The sequence below is a fragment of the Isoalcanivorax pacificus W11-5 genome, assembly GCF_000299335.2.
Classification (GTDB): Bacteria; Pseudomonadota; Gammaproteobacteria; order Pseudomonadales; family Alcanivoracaceae; genus Isoalcanivorax; species Isoalcanivorax pacificus.
The window spans coordinates 2,994,974-3,014,582 of the sequence record NZ_CP004387.1; the positions used below are offsets into that span (position 1 = coordinate 2,994,974).

The window sequence follows — 19,609 nt, forward strand, 5'->3', positions numbered from 1 at the left end:
GGCCATGCCAGCTCCTTACGACCAGTCCGATTCAGGGAATGGGGTAGTCAAACACGAGTAACGAGGCATTTTTGGAGAAATTACCCCATTTAGCGGCTATGATTACCCCATTTAGACAGCCTAGGCTTACATTTCCATGCACTCGCTCACACCCGAGTACCTTGCCGCGCTTCGCTTCGATGGCACTCAGGCTGCCACGTTGCGCTCGCTGGGCGAGTATCAGGGTAAGCAGCAACTCTACGCCGTGCAGTCGCCCGAAGCTCTCAAGGGGCTACGCCAGATCGCGGTGGTCGAATCCACCGGGTCGTCCAACCGGCTGGAAGGGGTTGTTGTCGCGCCGTCGCGGTTGAAGTCTCTGGTCATCCGCAACGCAAGGCCGAAGAACCGCTCCGAACAGGAGATCGCCGGCTACCGTGATGCCTTGGCGTTGATCCACGAGCCCGCTGAGCACATGCCCTTCAACGAAAGCGTGGTGTTGCAACTGCACACCCTGCTGTATCGCTACATGCCGCAGGCTGGCAGACGCTGGAAGGCCACCAATAACGATATCGTCGAACGTCTCTCGGATGGCACTTCGCGTCTGCGCTTCCAGCCGGTGGCTGCGCATCTCACACCGTTGGCCATGGCTGATCTGACAGGGCGCTACGCCACCGCACTGGACCAGCACCTGGCCGACCCGCTGGTGCTGGCGCCGCTGGCGATGCTCGACTTCCTGTGCATTCACCCCTTCCCAGATGGCAACGGTCGCATGTCCCGCTTGCTGACTCTATTGCTGCTCTGCCACTTCGACTATACCGTGGGTCGCTATATCAGCCTGGAACGCATCTTCGAAGATACCAAGGACGGTTATTACAAGACGCTGGAAGCCAGTTCGCAGGGGTGGCATCAAGGGCAGCACGACGTCAAACCCTGGCTCGACTACTTCTGGGGTGCCTTGCTGCAGGCCCATCGTGAGTTCGAGGAGCGTGTCGGCACCATTGAGCGAGGGCGTGGCAGCAAGGGCGACCGGGTGCGGGCAGAAGTGTTGGAGCGCCGCCTGCCGTTTTCGATTTCCGAGATAGTAGAAGCCTGCCCGGGCGTGAGCCGGGACATGGTTCGACTAGTGCTGCGAGCGATGAAATCAGAGGGGTTGATCGAATCGATGGGCAAGGGGCGAGGGGCAAAGTGGAAGCGCGTCACAGCAGGCACCTCCAGTCGTACAGCGGCTTTGGCGATTGGCCACAAGATGGATCAGTGAGGACTCCCCATGGATAACGTTTTCCAGTTCCGCGACCAGCTTATCGAACGATACGGCAGCTTTTCCCGCAGTTTCGTTCGCATCGCCGCGCCCGATATCCAGGCCGAGATCGAACATCAATATGCGCAAGGCCGCTATTGGCCCGAACCGCTGGTGCAGATCAACCCGAATTACCAACGCCAGGGCACGGTGCAGCAACTGGTGGCGCAGGGCATCCTGCACGCTGCCTGCGCAGAGATCTTCCAGGTCGGCAAGTCCGAAGGCACGCCACAACCCCTGCATCTCTACAAGCACCAGATGGAAGCCCTGGCCAAAGGCCAGGAACGCCAAAGCTACGTGGTCACGACCGGCACGGGGTCGGGCAAGTCCCTGTCCTTTTTCATCCCGATCATCGACCGCATTCTCAAGGCCAAGCAATCTGATGGCAAAGCACGTACCAGGGCCATTGTCATCTATCCGATGAATGCCCTGGCCAACAGCCAGCTGGAAGAGCTCGACAAGTTTCTGCATGGCTATGCGCCGGAGCTTCGTCCCTTCACCGTCAAGCGCTACACCGGCCAGGAAAGCCAGGCGGAGCGCGCGGCCATCGCGGATGACCCGCCCGACATTCTGCTGACCAACTTCATGATGCTGGAGTACATCCTCACACGCTTCGACGAAGTGGACCGGCGCGTGGTGGCGCACTGCGAGGGGCTTGAGTTTCTGGTGCTGGACGAGCTACACACCTATCGTGGCCGTCAGGGTGCGGACGTTGCCTTGCTGGTGCGGCGTCTGCGCGAGCGCTTGAACGCCGCGCAACTGGTATGCATTGGCACCTCGGCCACCATGTCCAGCACCGGCAGCCAGGCCGACCGCAACCGCGTGGTGGCCGACGTGGCCAGCAAACTGTTTGGCACCCGGATCAGCGAGCATGACGTCATCGGCGAGACCCTGGAACGGGTCACCAACCCGCTCAAGGACGTCAACGCCATCCGCCCAGAACTAACGGCGGCCATTGCGCGCGAACAGGATGCCTGGGCGGATTTCGATGCGTTCCGCGACGATCCGCTGGCCATCTGGGTCGAGTTGAATCTGGGCATCGACCTTCCGTCTGATGAACCTCCCCGCCGGGCCCGGCCCATGATGTTGGAAGAAGCCAGCTGCCGCCTTGCCGAAGACGCAGGCTGCCCGCCTGACGCGGCCCGCGCCGCCCTGCAACGCTTTCTGGTGGCAGCCCATGATGTGCGCACGCCTCAGGGCAGGCCGCCGTTCGCGTTCAAGTTGCACCAGTTCATCAGCGGCCCCGGCAAGGTACTCACCACGCTGGAAGAACGCGGCAAACGCCATGTCACGCTCGATGCCCAGCGTTTCGCGCCGGGGCGACAGCAAGAGAATGTGTTGCTTTACCCCGCGCACTTCTGCCGCGACTGTGGCCAGGAATACCTGCCGGTCTGGCACGCCCAGCATCCGGTCAGCTTCAGTGCCCGTGAAATCGACGATATCGCGGCGGAAGACGACGCCAGCCATGGCTTTTTGTGCCCCCTGGTGCCCGGGCAGCAATACGGTGGCCTGCTCAAAGACTTGCCAGAGACTTGGATCGATACCAGCCGCAGTGAAGACAGAGTCAAGCCAACCTACAAGAATGCCGTTCCTTATGAGGTTACGGTCGATGCCAAAGGACAAACGGGCTCGGGGACGGAGTTCTGGTTCATCCCCGGCAAGTTCCGCTTCTGCCTGAACTGCGGCAGGACGCACGAAGCCCACGGCAAGGATGCCAACCGCCTCTCCAGCCTGTCCGGCGAAGGCCGCTCCTCGGCCACCACCATGATTGCGCTGGCGGCCTTGCAGCAATTGTTCGCGCTGCCTGAACCCGCCCCCGGCCAGCCCGACCCGCGCAAATTGCTCGGCTTCAGCGACAACCGCCAGGATGCGGCTCTGCAAGCGGGACATTTCAACGACTTCATTTTCCTGCTGACGCTGCGTGCCGGCCTGATCGGCGCACTTCAAGGCAGCGGCGGCCAGCTCGATGAAGAACACCTGGCCGAAAGCGTCTTCAGGGCCCTCGGTTTTCAAGCGGTGGATGAAGCGACCCTGGTGGAGTATCTGCGCACCCCTAAGCTCATGGGGCTGGCCCGGCAGGAAGCACAACGCACATTGCGTTTCATCATTGCTCATCGACTGCTGCGCGATCTGCGGCACGGCTGGCGCTTCAACAATCCGAATCTGGACCAGCTCGGCCTGTTGCAGATTCGCTACCGGGATCTGGATGCCTTCTGCGCTGACGCCAGCGTCTTTGCCGCGAACGGCACCCTGGCCCAATTGACGGCTGCGCAGCGGACAGTTTTGTTCGCATTGCTGTTCGACGCCCTGCGCCGCCATCTGTGCCTGGAAAGTCGTTACCTCGACCCGGTCGAGCAGGACAAGGCCCGCACCAACGCCCACACCTACCTGAACGAACGCTGGGCTTTTGCGCCCGACGAAAAGCTCGATACCGGCCGATATCTCATCCTCGGCAAGCGTCCCGAATACAGGGGCAAGCCACGTACCGATCTGGTGGCGGGTGGCCCGCGCTCGCGCCTGCTGCGACAGATCAAGACCGCCGCCTTCTGGCGCGACAGTGCCTGCGCTAGCGAGGTCGCGCAGTGGAAAGATGCCGATTGGGCCGAGCTGATCGAAGACATGCTCAAGGCCGCAGGAAACTATGGTTATGTGCAGCGCCAACCCATCGACGCCCAACTCGTCGGCTGGCGCCTGAATGCGGCTGCTCTAGACTGGTGCCTGATTGCCGATCAGCCACAAACTGATAGCAATCGAATCAACCAGTATTTCCGCACCCTGTATCTCGGCATTGCCGACCTGTTGCGACGACCCTCGCATCCGCTGTTCGACTTCGAAGCCCAGGAACACACGGCCCAGGTGGATGCACCACGCCGGCAGTTGCTGGAGCAGCGTTTTCGCTACACCGAGAAAGACAGGCAGGACTGGGCGCAGAACCCGGCCCACGAAGCGCCGCTGGAGCGGCTGCCGGTGATGTTCTGCTCACCCACCATGGAACTGGGCGTGGACATCTCCGCGCTCAACACCGTGTACCTGCGCAATGTGCCGCCGACCCCCGCCAACTACGCCCAGCGTGGCGGCCGTGCCGGTCGCTCGGGCCAGCAGGCGTTGGTCATCACCTACTGCGCGGCCCTCAGTCCGCATGACCAGTGGTTCTTCCACAATGCCGAGCAGATGGTACATGGTGTCGTGCGCGCGCCGACCCTTGACTTGAGCAACCGCGATCTCATCGACAGCCATCTGCAAGCGGTCTGGCTGGCCAGTACCCAGGTGCCGCTGGACGACAGCATTGCGCCCATGCTGGACCTCGATCAGTCCCGCAAGCCACTGAAACAGCCCTTGCAGAACGCGCTACAGGCACAAGCCGTTCAGCAACGGGCTCTGGCCAGCGCCGGGCGGGTGATCGACCAGCTCGCTGGCGAGCTTGAAGGCAGCACCTGGTTCACACCGGACTATGTGCGCCAGGTGATCGACAACGCGGCACAAGCGTTCTCCGGGGCGCTGGAGCGCTGGCGCAAGCTGTTTGAAGCCACCCGCGAGCAAATGGAAATGGCCGACCGCATCGTCAAAAGCCATACCGCCTCGCACACGGAACGCCAGAATGCCCAGCGCCGTTACGGTGACGCCGCACGCCAGTATGCCGTGCTGCTCAAGTCCGGCAACGGCCAGAACAACGACTTCTACACCTACCGCTACCTCGCCAGCCAGGGCTTCCTGCCGGGCTACAACTTCCCGCGCCTGCCGCTGATGGCCTGGATTCCCGCACGTGGCGGTCAGACCGTCAACGGCAAAGATGACGAAGGCAGCATGGTCAGCCGACCGCGCTTTCTGGCGCTGTCCGAATTCGGCCCCCGCAGCCTCATCTATCACCAGGGCCGCATGTACCGCGTGGTGCGCGCCAAGCTCAACGTCGGCAATAGCGATCACATCTCCGGCAACAGCCAGTTGGCCACCATCGCCTCGCTGGTATGCAGCCAGTGCGGTTACGGTCATCTCGGCGAGCCCGGCGGCGAACAGCCGCTGGTCAACCGCTGCGAAAACTGCGATGCCCTGCTCACCGAGCACGATTGGGTGCGCGAGCTGTACCGCATCGAAACCGTGGAGACCGTGGCCACCGAGCGCATCTCCATCAACGATGAGGAGCGCCAGCGTCAGGGCTTCGAGCTGCAAACCACTTACCGCTTTCTGCCCGGCCCCGATGGCCGTATCCAGCAGCAGCAGGCCTTGATCCAACAGGGCGAGGATCCGCTGGGCAAACTCACCTATGCCCCCGCCGCGCAAATCTGGCGCATCAACCGCGGCTGGCGCAGACGCAAGGATAAGGAGCAACTGGGCTTCTACATCAACCCCATCACCGGCACCTGGAGCAAGCAGGACGCACCGGATGCGGAAGACGACAAGGGCGATAACGATACCTTGCTGGAAAAGGTGCCCAACCAGCGCATCGTTCCCTTTGTGGAAGACCACCGCAATCTGTTGATCTTCGCACCCGAACAGGCCCTGTCGCTGGAAGCCATGGCCACCTTGCAGGCCGCACTCAGGCGCGGTATCGAAATGACCTTCCAGATCGAGGAATCCGAACTGGTGGTCGAGCCACTGCCGAAGTCCGACGAGCGCCGTGCCCTGCTGTTCTATGAAGCGGCGGAAGGCGGTGCGGGTGTGCTCACACGCCTGGCAAACAATCGAAACGACCTTGCGCTCATAGCCAGCAATGCCCTGCAACTGATTCACTATCGCAAACCGCAGAGCGGCATCTGGACGCTGGGCGATCTGTCGTCGCTGGAACAGACCGATACGCTTGGCAATCATCCGTGCGAAGCCGGCTGCTACCAGTGCCTGCTGTCCTACTTCAACCAGCCCGACCACGAGCACATCAACCGCCGCAACGCCGATGCGCTCAAGCTGCTGGTGGCGCTGGCCAACGCCCAGGTGCAGCCGGTGACGAGCGGCCTGACTGCCGTTGCTGCAACCACATCAACGAACGAACCACTCGATGCCTGGCTGACAGCACTTCAGCAAGCAGGCGCGGTACAACCCGATGCGCTCAACGTAGCCGTCAATAATGGCGCCGCCATCGCCGCCGCCCAGTACAAGGCCGCTCGTGCTCTGGTGTTTCTGTCCGCGGTGGATGAGCAGACCGCCAGCGTACTGCAGGACAAAGGCTGGCAGGTGCTCGATTTTTCGGACGCTTCACGCTGGCCACAACAATTCGCCGCGCACGCCGATGTATTCGGCGCTGGGGAAGAGAGAACAGGAAATAAAAGCGTATGACGATCCTCGAACACGACTTTCTGCCCGGCAACCTGGTGCGCGCCCGAGGCCGCGAATGGGTGGTGCAAAGCGACTCCCGCCGCGACTGGCTGCGCCTGCGTCCCTTGAGCGGTGCCGATGACGAAAGCATCGCCCTGATCCCCGAGCTGGAACTGCATCCCGTCGAACCCGCCCGCTTCGACTGGCCCGATCCCGCCCGCGCCGGCAACCACGCCGCCGTGCTGTTGCTGCGCGATGCCCTGCGCCTGACCCTGCGCGCCGGAGCCGGCCCGTTCCGCTCCTTCGGCAATATCGCCGTGGAGCCGCGCGGCTACCAGCTTGTACCCCTGCTGATGGCACTGCGCCTGTCCACCGTGCGCCTGCTGATTGCCGATGACGTGGGCATCGGCAAGACCATCGAAGCCGGTCTGATCGCACGCGAGCTCATGGACCGTGGCGAAATCGCCCGCCTGGCCATTCTCTGCCCACCACACCTTGTCGAGCAGTGGCAAAGTGAGTTGGAAGCCCGCTTCAACCTTCAGGCCGTGGCGTTGACTTCGTCTTCGGCCTCCCGCATCGAACGTGATCTGCCGCATGGCGTGCGCCTGTTCGACCACCATCCCGTGGTGGTAGTCAGCCTGGACTACATCAAGAGCGAGCGCCACCGCGAGCAGTTTCTCGCCACCGCACCCGAGTGCATCATCGTCGATGAAGCCCACACCTGCGCCAGCAGCGGCGCGGGCAAGCAACTGCGCTTCGAGCTGCTGCAACGTCTAGCAAAAGATGAACAGCGCCACCTGATCCTGCTCACCGCCACGCCGCACTCCGGTGACGAAACCGCCTTCTACAACCTGCTGTCGCTGCTCGCTCCGCGCTTTGCCGCCTTGCAGGGCCGCATGACCACCGCTGACCCGCTGCGTCAGGAACTGGCCCGCCACTTCGTCCAGCGCCGCCGCAAGGACATCGCCGAATGGCAGGCCGAAACCGGCGACGGACGCGGCTTTCCCCGCCGCATGAAGACCGAGCTGACCTACCAGCTTTCCGGTGACTGGGGCGCATTCTTCGACGCCGTGCAGGATTATTGCCGCGAACTGGCCCTGAATTTTGAAGAGCACGTCGGGCAGCAAGAACAACAAGGCGGCGCCCGCCTGATCTGGTACGCCACCCTGGCCTTGCTGCGCTGCGTGGCGTCATCACCCGCCGCCGCCGTCAAGGCACTGACCACCCGGCTGGAAGGCGCCCTGCCGGATGACGGCGATCTGCTCAGTGACGAGCGCCTGCACGACGGCGAGGCCGACGATCTCTCCAGCAACGATCTGGAGCCGCCCGCCCAAATGCAGGATACCAACCGGCTGCAAGCCCTGATCGCCGATGCCCAGCGCCTTAGCGGCAAAGCGGGTGACCCCAAGCTGGCCGCACTCATCCGGCATATCGACCTGCTGGTAAAGGACGGCTACCACCCGGTGGTGTTCTGCCGCTACATCGCCACCGCCCATTACGTGGCCGAGCACCTCAAGGCCGCCTTTCCCAAAGCCGTCATCGAGTCTGTCACCGGCGAGCTCACGCCCGAAGAACGCCGCGAGCGCGTGGACGGCATGGAGGATGCCGAGCAACGCATCCTGGTCGCCACCGACTGCCTCTCCGAAGGCATCAACCTGCAACACCTGTTCACCGCCGTCGCCCACTACGACCTGGCCTGGAACCCCACCCGCCACGAACAGCGCGAAGGCCGCGTCGATCGCTTCGGTCAGCAGGCCGATGAAGTGCGCTGCACCATGCTCTACGGCCAGGACAACCCGGTGGATGGCTTCGTGCTCAACGTCATCCTCAAAAAAGGCGAAGCCATCCAGAAAGAACTGGGCGTGCTGGTGCCCCTGCCCGAAGACGAAGCCCGCATCAATCAGGCGCTGGTCAAGGCGGCACTGATGAAACGCAGCGACAGCCGTACCGCATCACCGCAAGCCGCCTTCGATTTCGGCGAGCCGGAACAACTGCTCGCCCCGCTGCAAGCCCAATGGCGCGACGCATTGGAAAAAGCCAGGGCCAACCGCACCGTGTTCGCCCAGCGCCGCATCAGGCCCGATGAAGTGCTGCCCGAATGGCACAAACAGCAACAGGCCCTAGGCACCCAGGCTGACGTGCAGCGCTTTCTGCAAAGCGCTTGTGTGCGATTAGGGTCACCGCTGGAAATCGGCCGCAAGCAGAGCGCACGCTTCCTGCCCCAGCACCTGCCCGAAGCCCTGCGCCAGCGCCTGGCCGATGAGGGTATCGACGCCCCCCAACTCATCGACTTCAACGAACTGCACCGCAGCCACCCGCTGGTTGGCCTGCTGGCCCAGCACCTGCTGGAAGACGCACTTGGCGGCGAACGTCCGCTGGCCGCCCGTTGCGCTGCCACTCTTACCAATGACGTGGAGGTCGTCACCACCCTTTACCTGCTGCGCCTGCGCCACCAGCTCAGCTACGTACGCCGTCGCGAACCCTTCCAGATGATGGCGGAGGAAACCGTTGCTCTGGCTGTGCAGGGTCGCAACGCTCCCCAATGGCTGGCCGACGATGGCGTGAGTCGCCTGCTCGAATGCACTCCCAGCGGCAACCTGCCGCCAGAGGCGGCACAGCGCGAAATCCGTACCGCACTCGACTTCCTCACTGCGCACCCGCAGCAACTGCAAACGCTGGCCCGGCAGCGGGCCGATGCCCTGCTGGCCGACCACCAGCGCGTGCGTGAGGCCACCCGTGACGTCGGCCAGTACAGCGTCAGCCCTTGCCTGCCGGTCGATGTGATGGGCGTGTATGTACTGCTGCCGGATTCACTCTGATGAAGCGCGAGCCATCCATGACAGAGACGGAAACCACCGATCTGGAAAAAAGCCTGATTTCACTGGCAGATATCGCCTCCAGTGCCGATCTTCTCGTCATCATCAAGACGGAGGCCAAGGTGTGATAACGCCCCCAACCACCACACCACACTATCAGCTTGGCTCTGCACCCGTGACAGGCGTGGGCTTTGGCCTGCCTGTCGATCAACTGGATCAGCAGCTTGCCGGGCCGGTGGCCGCTCTGGTCTTTGATGACGTCGGTGTCCGCAGCCTTGGCGAACTGCTCGATGGTCTGGCCGATACGGAGTTCTCGCGGGAAAATCTGGATGCGTTACTGGCAGATACCTCAGCACCTGAGGACTGGCGTGTTGGTGAAGCACTGGCCGAGCATCATCTGAGCGAAGATCATGATTGCTTCTTTCCGTGGCCCGATGGGCGTGATGAGCGCAAACGCGGCTCCAGCTTGCCGGGCGCAGACCTTGTTGGCTTTCAGCACAAGAACGGCTGCGAGCGTTTTGTGTTTGGCGAGGTGAAAACCTCGTCCCACGCAAGTTACCCACCGAGTGCGGTCTATGGCCGACACGGGTTGAAACGGCAGATGGAAGACTTGCGCAACCGCCGCGAGATACGCGATGGCCTGGTGCGTTACCTAGGGCATCGGGCGAACGGAGCGGCCTGGCGTGCGCGCTATCAGGCTGCGGTGGCGGTTTATCTCAACGACACCTGCGAGGTGCGGCTGTTCGGCATGCTGGTGCGGGATGTGCCTCCCCATGAAGACGATTTGCGCGTGCGGGTCAACACGCTTACGGATGCTTGCCCTGATGCGATGGCGATTGGCTTGATTGCAATCTATCTGCCTGCTGGAAGCATTGCCAATCTCTCGGCCAAGGTGGTCGCGTCCCGTCAGCACGGGGGTGACTCATGAATCTTAAGCAAGAGGCATTGGAGCGATTGGAGTCGCACTGGGCGGTGGCAGCAATCCCTGTCGATGCGCGTCAGCAAGCCACGGAACTGGCCCAGTCCAGCTTGGTGCAAAAAGCAGTGGGACGGCAGTTGCATTTACCGATGGCAGATTCCGCCCACACGGAAGACTTGCTGAAACGGGTGGCGCTGGCCTACGAAATGGCCGCCATTGAAGGTTTGCCCGCGTTCCTGAGCCAGTCTCCCGAACAGGATGATTTGCGCCTGCAATGCGTGGCAGGGGCTTGGCGGGCATTCGAGTTCCGCCGTTTGATGCCTGTTGCCACCGCGACTGAGGAAAGGATTTTTCAGGTGCTGCACTTGGCGGGCCTGGCCTATTGCGGTGATCGCTGGTCGGATATTCGGCGTTGGTTCACGGAAAATCGGACGGCCATTGCCGTGCCGTCGGTGGCCAATCAGCCGTGGCATTTGCGTCTGCTGTATCGCCTGTTCGATTGCTGGGTACGGTTGCTGCGCAAGAACGGCTGGGACGACCTAGATCAGATCCGCGAAATCATTGCCGGCTTGCGGGAAGATCAACGCGAGTATGAAAAATCCTCGCTGGACAGCGGCTCCAACGCCCAGGACAGAGCCATGGCCTTACGCCTGATTGCGCTCTACCACTGGGCCAAGGCGACCGAAGTGCTAGCCCGCTACGTTCTCCAGGGTGAGCCGCGCGGTGTTCATGCCGTGCTCGACAAGCATTTCGAGGCGGCGACGGATGCCGCCACGGTGGGCGGTGATGCGGCGCTGGAAGTGCTCATGCGCTGGCTGCATGCAAGCTCGCGCCAGATGGTTGCAGGCTCACTGTGGTGGGTTGCCCATTCGATCAACTCCAGGGTGACGCGCTTCGTCGGCTCGGCGACCAAGCATCAAGCCATGTTCGAGTTGCTACCGCCCCAACGGGCCGCACTACAGGAACAGGGGCTGCTGGATGCAGCGGCGACCGCCGTGGTTATCGACCTGCCGACGTCGGGCGGAAAAACACTGCTTGCGCAGTTCCGCATACTCCAGGCCTTGAACCAATTTGCCGAACGCGGTGGCTGGGTAGCCTATGTCGTGCCCACCAAGGCGCTGGGCAACCAGATCACGCGCCGCTTGCGGCGTGATTTCAGCCCTGTCGGCGTGCGTGTCGAGCAGCTCACTGGCGCAGTGGAAATCGACGCCATCGAGGAATCCCTGCTGTCTTCGACAGAGACCGGCGAAACCAGAGCGTTCGACGTATTGGTGGCCACGCCGGAAAAACTGCAATTGATTATTCGCAACAAAAAGGTAAGCCGTCCGCTATCGCTGATGGTGATGGACGAGGCGCACAACATGGAGAGTGAGGCGCGCGGCCTGCGCATTGAATTGCTGCTTGCTACCGTCAAGCAGGAATGCGCTGGCACCAACTTCCTGCTGCTGATGCCGTTCGTTGAGCGCGCCGATGCACTGGCACGTTGGCTGGCAAGCGATCCGAATTCCGGGCGCTCCATCAGTGTTGGCACCAGTCCCTGGCGCCCCAATGAGCAGTTGGTGGGCATGTTCCGCGCTAAGACAGACGATACGGTGCGCGCCGGATGGCAACTGGAGTTCGAGTCTCTGCTGACTACGCGCAAGACGATTCACCTGTCCGGCACGCACCCGGTCGGCAGCGTCAAGCCATTGGATGTCGCACGATCAAAGTTCATCAAGGCAAATGGGCAGCAGCAAGGATTCAATTTACAGGCCGCCGCCATGGCGACGGTGTTTTCTGCTCGTGGCACCAGCATTGCGGTGGGTAGCGACCCCGGCACGACATGGAGCATGGCACGGGAAGTGGTCAAGGCGCTGCCGACACAGGAGAGTGTGTCTGATCGGGTTCAGCTTGTTCAGCACTTTCTGGCGGCAGAAATCAGCCCGCAGTTCGAACTGATCAAGATGCTCTCGCATGGGGTCGGCGTGCATCACGCGGGGCTATCCGATGAAGTTCGTTCACTCATCGAGTGGCTGACTGAGGAAGGAGACATCAAGGTTCTGTGCGCAACCACGACTTTGGCACAGGGAATCAACTTCCCGGTTTCATCGGTGTTTCTCGCAACGACAAAGTATCCGTACGGAGTCCCGTTCAAGAAACGAGAGTTCTGGAATCTTGCCGGACGTGCCGGGCGGATGAATCAGGACAGCGTTGGCGTAGTCGGCATCGCCGACACCAATCGTGGCAACGAGATTCGGCAGTATGTGCGGGATGCGGCAGGAGAACTGGTTTCCCAACTCGTCAGCGTGGTTGCTGAGCTGGATCAGGCCAACGACGGCGAGGCACTGCTTGGAGTACTTCGTGCTGATCAGTGGGAGGATTACCGTTGCTATGTAAATCATCTTGTCCACGAGATCGGCAATCTGGATCGCGTAATAGCCAGCATGGAGAACTCGCTTCGCAATACCTATGGCTATCGGATCTTGCAGGAATCGTCCGAGGGCCGAACCCGCGCACAAAAACTGATTGAGGCCACCAAGCTTTATGCGCGCAAGATTTCGGAGAATCCAGGGCAAGTCGCACGTGCGGACAACACCGGCTTTTCGTTTGAGGGCGTTGGCAGAGCCTTGCATGGTATCCGCGAACTGAACCGTGATCTGACAACGGCAGATTTTTCGGCAGATAAGCTTTTCGGCAATGCCTCCAGCATGTCCGATCTTTACGGCATCATGCTCAAAATTCCCCAGTTGGCCAGAAACCTTGAGGACATCACGACTAATGGAATGGAGCATCAGCAGTTGGCATCCATTACGCGGGATTGGGTAGATGGCAAGAGCATTCAGCAAATTGCGTCGACCTACTTCCGCGCCGAAGAAAATCAAACTCAAGCTATTACAAATGCATGCAAGGCCATCTATCGTAACCTCATCAACAACGGTACCTGGGGTTTGTCGGCCTTGAGCCGGTTGTCTGGCATTGATTTCGAGCAATTGCCCGACGAGCAAAAGCGCCATATCAATCTACTCCCAGCCATGATCTACCACGGCGTGAAGACGGAAGAAGGCGTTTTGATGCGGATGAATGGTGTGCCGCGCTCCATCGCAGAAACGTTGGGTGAAAGTTACCGTCAGGCATCAGGTGATTCAAAACAAAAAGCCTCCATACATGCGGTACGTGATTTCATTGCATCGGCGGAAATTTCGGCTTGGAACAAGGCAAGGTCAGAAAGCTCGCCGCTTTCCGCAGCGGAATATCGGAATGTCTGGCGTGTTTTGTCCGGAACGGAAGGGTGAACCACGCCATGACCGAAACCGAAACCGAAACCACCGAGCTGAAAAAGTCCCTAGCCGAACTGAAGCAGGGCCTGATCTCGCTGGCCGCCATGCTCAACAAGCACGGCCAGGCCGAGCTGTGGTTCGGCATCGCGCCCAATGGCAAGGCCGTGGGGCTGGATGTGACCGAGAAAACCCTGCGCGATGTGTCGCAAGCCATTGCCGCGCATATCGAACCGGCCATCTATCCACACATCACCCAACAGCGCATCGACGGCAAGCAGTGCCTGCACATCAAGGCCGAGGGCTGGCAGCAGCCTTATCTGGCCTATGGTCGTGCTTACATGCGGGTGGCGGATGAAGATAAAAAACTCAGCGCCAGCGAACTGAAGAACCTCATCCTGCAAAGCAATCAGGATGCGCTGCGCTGGGAAAACGAACCCAGCGGCCTGACCCTGGAACAACTGAACCCCGAAAAAATCAGCCACTTCCTTGCACGCGCCGACCTGCCGCCAGACAGCGCCGCCAACGCCCTGGAAAAGCTCGACCTGTTGCGTCAGGGCGCGCCCATCAACGCCGCCAAACTTTTTTTCGCCGACGAACCCATCCAGTTGCGCTGCGCGGTATTTGCCACCCACACCAGCTCCACCATCATCGACCGTCACGATTTCGATGGCGACATCCTCGAACTGATCGAAGAAGCCGAAAAATACACCCTGAAAAACATCCACATCGGCATGAGGCTGGAAGGCTTGCGCCGTGTGGACGTGCCCGAAATCTCCCTCAAGGCCATCCGCGAATCGCTGGTCAATGCCTTCTGCCACCGCGACTGGCGCGACCCGGATTTCGTGCAGGTCGCCGTGTTCAAGGATCGGCTGGAAATCCGCAGCCCCGGCAGCCTCTACGGCAACCTGACCTTTGACGAGATACGCCAGGGCAACGTCTCCCGCCGCCGCAACCCGAAAATTGCCGAACTGCTGCGCCGCATTCATCTGGTGGAAGCCTGGGGCCGGGGGGTGCCGCTGATTCTGGAAAACGCGCCAGCCACCAGCTTTGTCGAAATCGGAGGCCTGTTCATCACCCGCTTTACGCGGCCAAGTGCCCAGCAGACTACCCAGGCAACCAGCACAGACACTGGCAGAGAAGACACTCAAACCAGCAGAGGAACTAGTACAGAAAGCACGGAAACTGGTAGAGAAAACATTGAAGCTAGTAGAGAAACTGGTATAGAAAGCACGAAAACCAGCAGAGAATCAGGGACAGAAGCCAACTCACCAGACACCCTGGCCGGGCTTCCAACAGCACAAAAAATCCTGCGCCACCTGCAATCAGAGCCGGCCAGCACCGCCAAAGACCTTGCCCAAAAAGTCGGCATCACGGAAAAGGGTGTTCGCTACCACCTGGAGCAACTGAAGAAGCAGGGCAAGCTGCGCCACGTTGGCCCCACCAAAGGCGGCTACTGGAAAGTCATCACAAAGGCCGACGAATAACATGAAACGCATCCGCAAGACCCAGGCCACACTCAACCTGCCCACCCTCAAGCTCGAAGGCGGACTATTCCTGCCCGACCAACTGGAAAAAGCCGCCCAGGGCCGCGCCAGTGCCCAAAGTGAGGCCGACTACGGCACCCCCAGGGGCGTCCGCCTCAAGGACGAATACAGCCGCGCTTTCCAGATCGCCTGCGCCCAGTGGCAGCACTTCGCCGCGCAGATGGAACGCGCCGATGTCGATGCCGCGCAACTCACCACCCGCTTCGTTGATGAACTGCTGCGCCACGCCTTTGGCTACGCCACCCTGCAAGCCGCGCCAGCGCAGCCGGTGGGCGAACTGCGCTACCCGGTCAGCCTGATCGCCGACCACCTGCCCGTATTGGTGGCCCCGCACACCCTGGGGCTGGACGACGCCGCCCCGCAGTTTGCCGTGCAGGGCGGCAGCAGCCGCAGGAAAGCGCCTTTTCTGGCCATGCAGGAACGGCTCAACGCCACGCCCGATCAGCTCTGGGGCATCGTCAGCAACGGCAGACAACTGCGCCTGCTGCGCGACGCCGCCTCGCTCACCCGCCCCAGCTATCTCGAAGTCGATCTGGCCGACCTGCTCAGCGGACAGCGCTACGCCGAATTCGCCAGCGTCTGGCGGCTGCTGCACGCCAGCCGTGCGCCGCATTCACTCCCCTCTCCCCTTACGGGAGAGGGGCTGGGGGAGAGGGGGCAACCCATCTGCATCTGGGAACAATGGCGCAGCGAAGGCCAGCAGGAAGGCACCCGCGTGCGCGACGGTCTGCGCAACGGCGTCGAGCAGGCCCTGCTGACCTTCGGCCAGGGCTTTCTGCAACACCCCGCCAACCAGACCCTGCGCACCGCCCTCGACGACGGCACGCTCAGCCAGGATGACTACTTCCAGCAACTGTTGCGCCTGATCTACCGGCTCATCTTCGTCTTCACCGTGGAAGAGCGCGGCGTACTGCACCCTCAATCTCAAGACCAGCACGATACCCCGGCAGCACAAAGCGCCCGCCGCGCCTACACCGAAGGCTACGCCCTGGCTCGCCTGCGCGAGCTGTGCCTCAAGCGCCGCGCCCGCACCCGCCACGACGACCAGTGGCAAGCCATCCGCATCGTCTTTCGCAGCCTGGCCCAGGGTGAGCCGCGCCTGGCGCTGCCCGCGCTGGGCGGCCTGTTCGCCCCCGCGCAATGCCCCGACCTGGACAGCGCCAGCCTGGACAACGCCCACCTGCTCGCCGCCCTGCAACACCTGCGCTGGGCCAAGCCGACCGGCGCGCAAAGCCTGGTGCCGGTGGACTACCGCAACATGGGGCCGGAAGAACTGGGCAGCGTCTATGAAAGCCTGCTGGAACTGGTGCCCGCCATCGACCTGCCCGCGCGCACCTTCGGCTTCGTCGGCCGCACCGAAGACGGCGGCAGCGCCAGTGAAACCGCCAAGGGCAACGCCCGCAAGCTCACCGGCAGCTACTACACCCCCGACAGCCTGGTGCAGGAACTCATCAAGAGTGCACTGGACCCCGTCATCGAACAGCGCCTGGCCGCCAATCCGGCCAAGCCCACCGAAGCCCTGCTGGCCATCCGCGTCATCGACCCCGCCTGCGGCAGCGGCCACTTTCTGCTGGCCGCCGCCCGCCGTCTGGCGGAAAAACTCGCCCAGTTGCGCAGCCTCGAAGGCGGGCAGGAAGGCGCCATCCAGCCGCAGGACTACCGCCACGCCCTGCGCGAAGTGGTGGCCCACTGCATCTTCGGCGTGGACCGCAACCCCATGGCCATCGAACTGGCGCGCATGGCCCTGTGGCTGGAAGGCTTTGAAGAAGGCCGCCCCTTGAGCTTTCTCGACCACCACCTGCAAGTGGGCGACGCCCTGCTCGGCCTGACCGACCTGAACGCGCTGGAACAAGGCATCGCCAAGGACGCCTTCAAACCCTTGAGCGGCGACGACAAGGACCTGTGCAAGGCACTGGCCAGGGCCAACGCCGCTGGCCTCAAGCAGATCGCCAAAGACCTGCAAGGCCGCCAGATGCTGCTGGGCGTGGACAACCAGACCGGCCTCGATGCCCTGCGCGCCCTCGAAACCCTGCCCGCCGATACCCCCGAACAGGTAGCCGCCAAGGAACACGCCTGGCGCCATTTTCTGGAAGACTCCGCCCACAGCCCGCTGGCCCAGGCCGCCGATGCATTGGTGGGCGCCTACCTGCTGCCCAAGGCGGAACACACCGCCGACGCCACCCCCACCAGCATCACCCTGCACGCACTGCTGACCGCGCCGGAACGCGCCCAGACCGAGCACGCCGCCCCCATCGCCGCCGCCCACGCCGCCTGCGAACAGGCCCGCGTATTCCACTGGCCGCTGGCCTTCCCGCAGGTGTTCGCGCAAGGCGGTTTCGACTGCGTGCTGGGCAACCCGCCGTGGGAGGTGTCGCAGATGGGCGAAGAGGAATTTTTCGCAACGCGCGCGCAGCACATCGCGGAACTGGCGGGCGATGCGCGCAAACAGGCTATTGCAGCACTGCCTGAAACCGATCCGCGTCTGTGGGATCAGTTTGTCAAGGAAAGCCAACGGATCGCCGCCGCCAACAACTTCTACCGAGAATCGAGGCGCTTTCCACTGACGGCTGTCGGCAAGCTCAACACCTATCCCTTGTTTGCCGAAACCATCCTGCAAATCCATGCCGACACTGGCCGCGCCGGTTTCATCGTGCCCACCGGCATCGCCACCGACGACAGCACCAAGGCGTACTTCGGCCATATCACGCAGCACCGGCGGCTGGTCAGCCTGTACGACATCGAGAACCGCGAGAAGCTGTTCCCCGCCGTCGATAGCCGCATGAAGTTCTGCCTGCTCACCCTGGGCGCGGCGCAGCGGGCCGAATTCGTCTGCTTCGCCACCCAGGTCAGCCAACTGGCCGACCCGCGCCGCCGCTTCACCCTCACGCCCGACGAATTCCGCCTGATCAACCCCAATACGCTCACCTGCCCGGTGTTCCGCAGCGAGCGCGACGCGGAACTGACCAAGAAGCTCTACCGCGCCGCCCCGGTGCTGATACGCGACGCCCTGATGGCAGGCGAGGGCAAGCAGGCCAAAGTGGTGGAGCCCGAGCAAAACCCGTGGGGTATTTCGTTCTCGCAAGGTCTGTTCAACATGACCAGTGCAAGCCACCTGTTCAAGGATGAGCCTGCACCCGACTGCCTGCCGCTATACGAAGCCAAACTCATCCATCAGTTCGACCACCGCTGGGCCACCTACACGGAAGAAGGAAGCAGCCGCGACGCCACGCTGACCGAAAAGGCCGACCCCGACTTCACCATCACCCCGCGCTACTGGGTCAGCCGCGCCGAGGTGGAAGAGCGCCTGTGCAAACGCGACCGCGATGGCCAGGTGACCTGGCAATGGCCGCACGACTGGCTGATGGGGTGGCGGGATATTTGCCGTGCAACCGATGAACGGACGGTGATTGCGTCGGTGGTGCCAAGGGTAGGAACCGGGGATACGTTGCTTCTGATGTTTCCAGACATCAAGCATGGTTCTCGTAGGGCGTGTCTGCTGGCTGATCAATGCTCGCTGGTACACGACTTTGTTGCCCGACAAAAAATAGGTGGCACACATCTGAAATACCATGTCAAAAAGCAGATAGTGTGTCTGCCACCCGACCGCTACACCGAAGCCGATCTCACCTTTATCGTCCCGCGTGTACTGGAGCTGACCTACACCGCCTGGGACATGAAACCCTGGGCCGAAGCACTGGTCAGCGAATGGCGCCTGGCCGATGGTGAATGGAAGCCCGGCACGCCGCAGGCCATTCGCCGCTCACCACTCACCCCATTCCCCTTCGACCCCGACCGCCGCGCCACCCTGCGCGCCGAACTCGACACTTACTACGCCAGACTCTACGGCCTCAACGAGGCAGAACTGCGCTACATCCTCGACCCCGCCGACATTATGGGCGAGGACTACCCCAGCGAAACCTTCCGCGTGCTCAAGAACAAGGAACTGAAAGAGTTTGGCGAATACCGCACCCAACGGCTGGTGCTGGAGGCCTTCACCCGCATGAGCCTAGCTGATGCCAATGGGGAGCCATACACCAGCCTGCTCAATCCGCCACCCGGCGAGCAGGCTGCTCCCAGCTATTCAGCCCACGGCATTATTCGAGATGACATTGACGCCCGCTTGACGGGCCTGCTGCTGACAATGATCCGCCAGTCGAAACGCTTGCCGCGTCGTCATCTGACCGATGCCCTGACCTTGGTGAGCCAACCGTCATCACAGAACCGTCTCCTCGATGAGCAAGGCATCAGTCTGCTGCGTTCGTTCGAGCAATCGCATCCAGATATTTTCAGCGAAGAGCGGCTGACTGGTGCTCGCATCCAGCAATGGCTGCGCCACTTTGAGTTGACCGGACTGATTCGTCAGGAGACAGGCGATGGACTGCTTGTAGCCGTTCAAGGTGCAGCAATGCCCGATTATGCGATTGCGGATGAGGAGACTGCGCGTGTGGCAACGGTTCTGACCCAGGCGGCCATCCGCATATCTGCAAGCACACCACGCAGCGAAAATCAGGCATCTTCGCCTGACGCAAAGCAGGCGTAGTCACGGAGAA

7 protein-coding genes are annotated in these 19,609 nt (G+C 61.9%); all 7 read left to right on the forward strand.

What is annotated here, in order from left to right; genetic code table 11:
* The first annotated feature begins 136 nt into the window (after window positions 1-136).
* On the forward strand, window positions 137-1,237 hold the full coding sequence (locus S7S_RS13280; RefSeq protein ID WP_008738624.1) for a Fic family protein: 1,101 nt from the start codon (window positions 137-139) through the stop codon (window positions 1,235-1,237).
* Window positions 1,238-1,246: 9 nt separating this feature from the next.
* Entirely contained in the window at window positions 1,247-6,544 is a 5,298-nt protein-coding gene (locus tag S7S_RS13285; RefSeq protein ID WP_008738625.1) for a DEAD/DEAH box helicase, read from the forward strand.
* Window positions 6,541-9,342, forward strand: a complete 2,802-nt coding sequence (locus S7S_RS13290) for a helicase-related protein (RefSeq protein WP_008738627.1) — start codon at window positions 6,541-6,543, stop codon at window positions 9,340-9,342. The genes S7S_RS13285 and S7S_RS13290 overlap by 4 nt, the downstream gene beginning before the upstream one ends.
* Window positions 9,343-9,463: 121 nt before the next feature.
* Window positions 9,464-10,267, forward strand: coding sequence for a hypothetical protein (locus tag S7S_RS13295; protein WP_169745571.1), 804 nt, complete (start codon window positions 9,464-9,466; stop codon window positions 10,265-10,267).
* Window positions 10,264-13,530, forward strand: a complete 3,267-nt coding sequence (locus S7S_RS13300) for a DEAD/DEAH box helicase (protein ID WP_035205305.1) — start codon at window positions 10,264-10,266, stop codon at window positions 13,528-13,530. Before S7S_RS13295 ends, S7S_RS13300 begins: the two co-directional genes overlap by 4 nt.
* A gap of 8 nt (window positions 13,531-13,538) precedes the next feature.
* Window positions 13,539-14,999, forward strand: coding sequence for an ATP-binding protein (locus tag S7S_RS13305; RefSeq protein WP_144401670.1), 1,461 nt, complete (start codon window positions 13,539-13,541; stop codon window positions 14,997-14,999).
* A gap of 1 nt (window position 15,000) precedes the next feature.
* A complete protein-coding gene (locus tag S7S_RS13310) occupies window positions 15,001-19,599 on the forward strand; it encodes an Eco57I restriction-modification methylase domain-containing protein (RefSeq protein WP_041026006.1) in 4,599 nt (1,532 codons plus the stop codon).
* The last annotated feature ends 10 nt before the right edge of the window (window positions 19,600-19,609 follow it).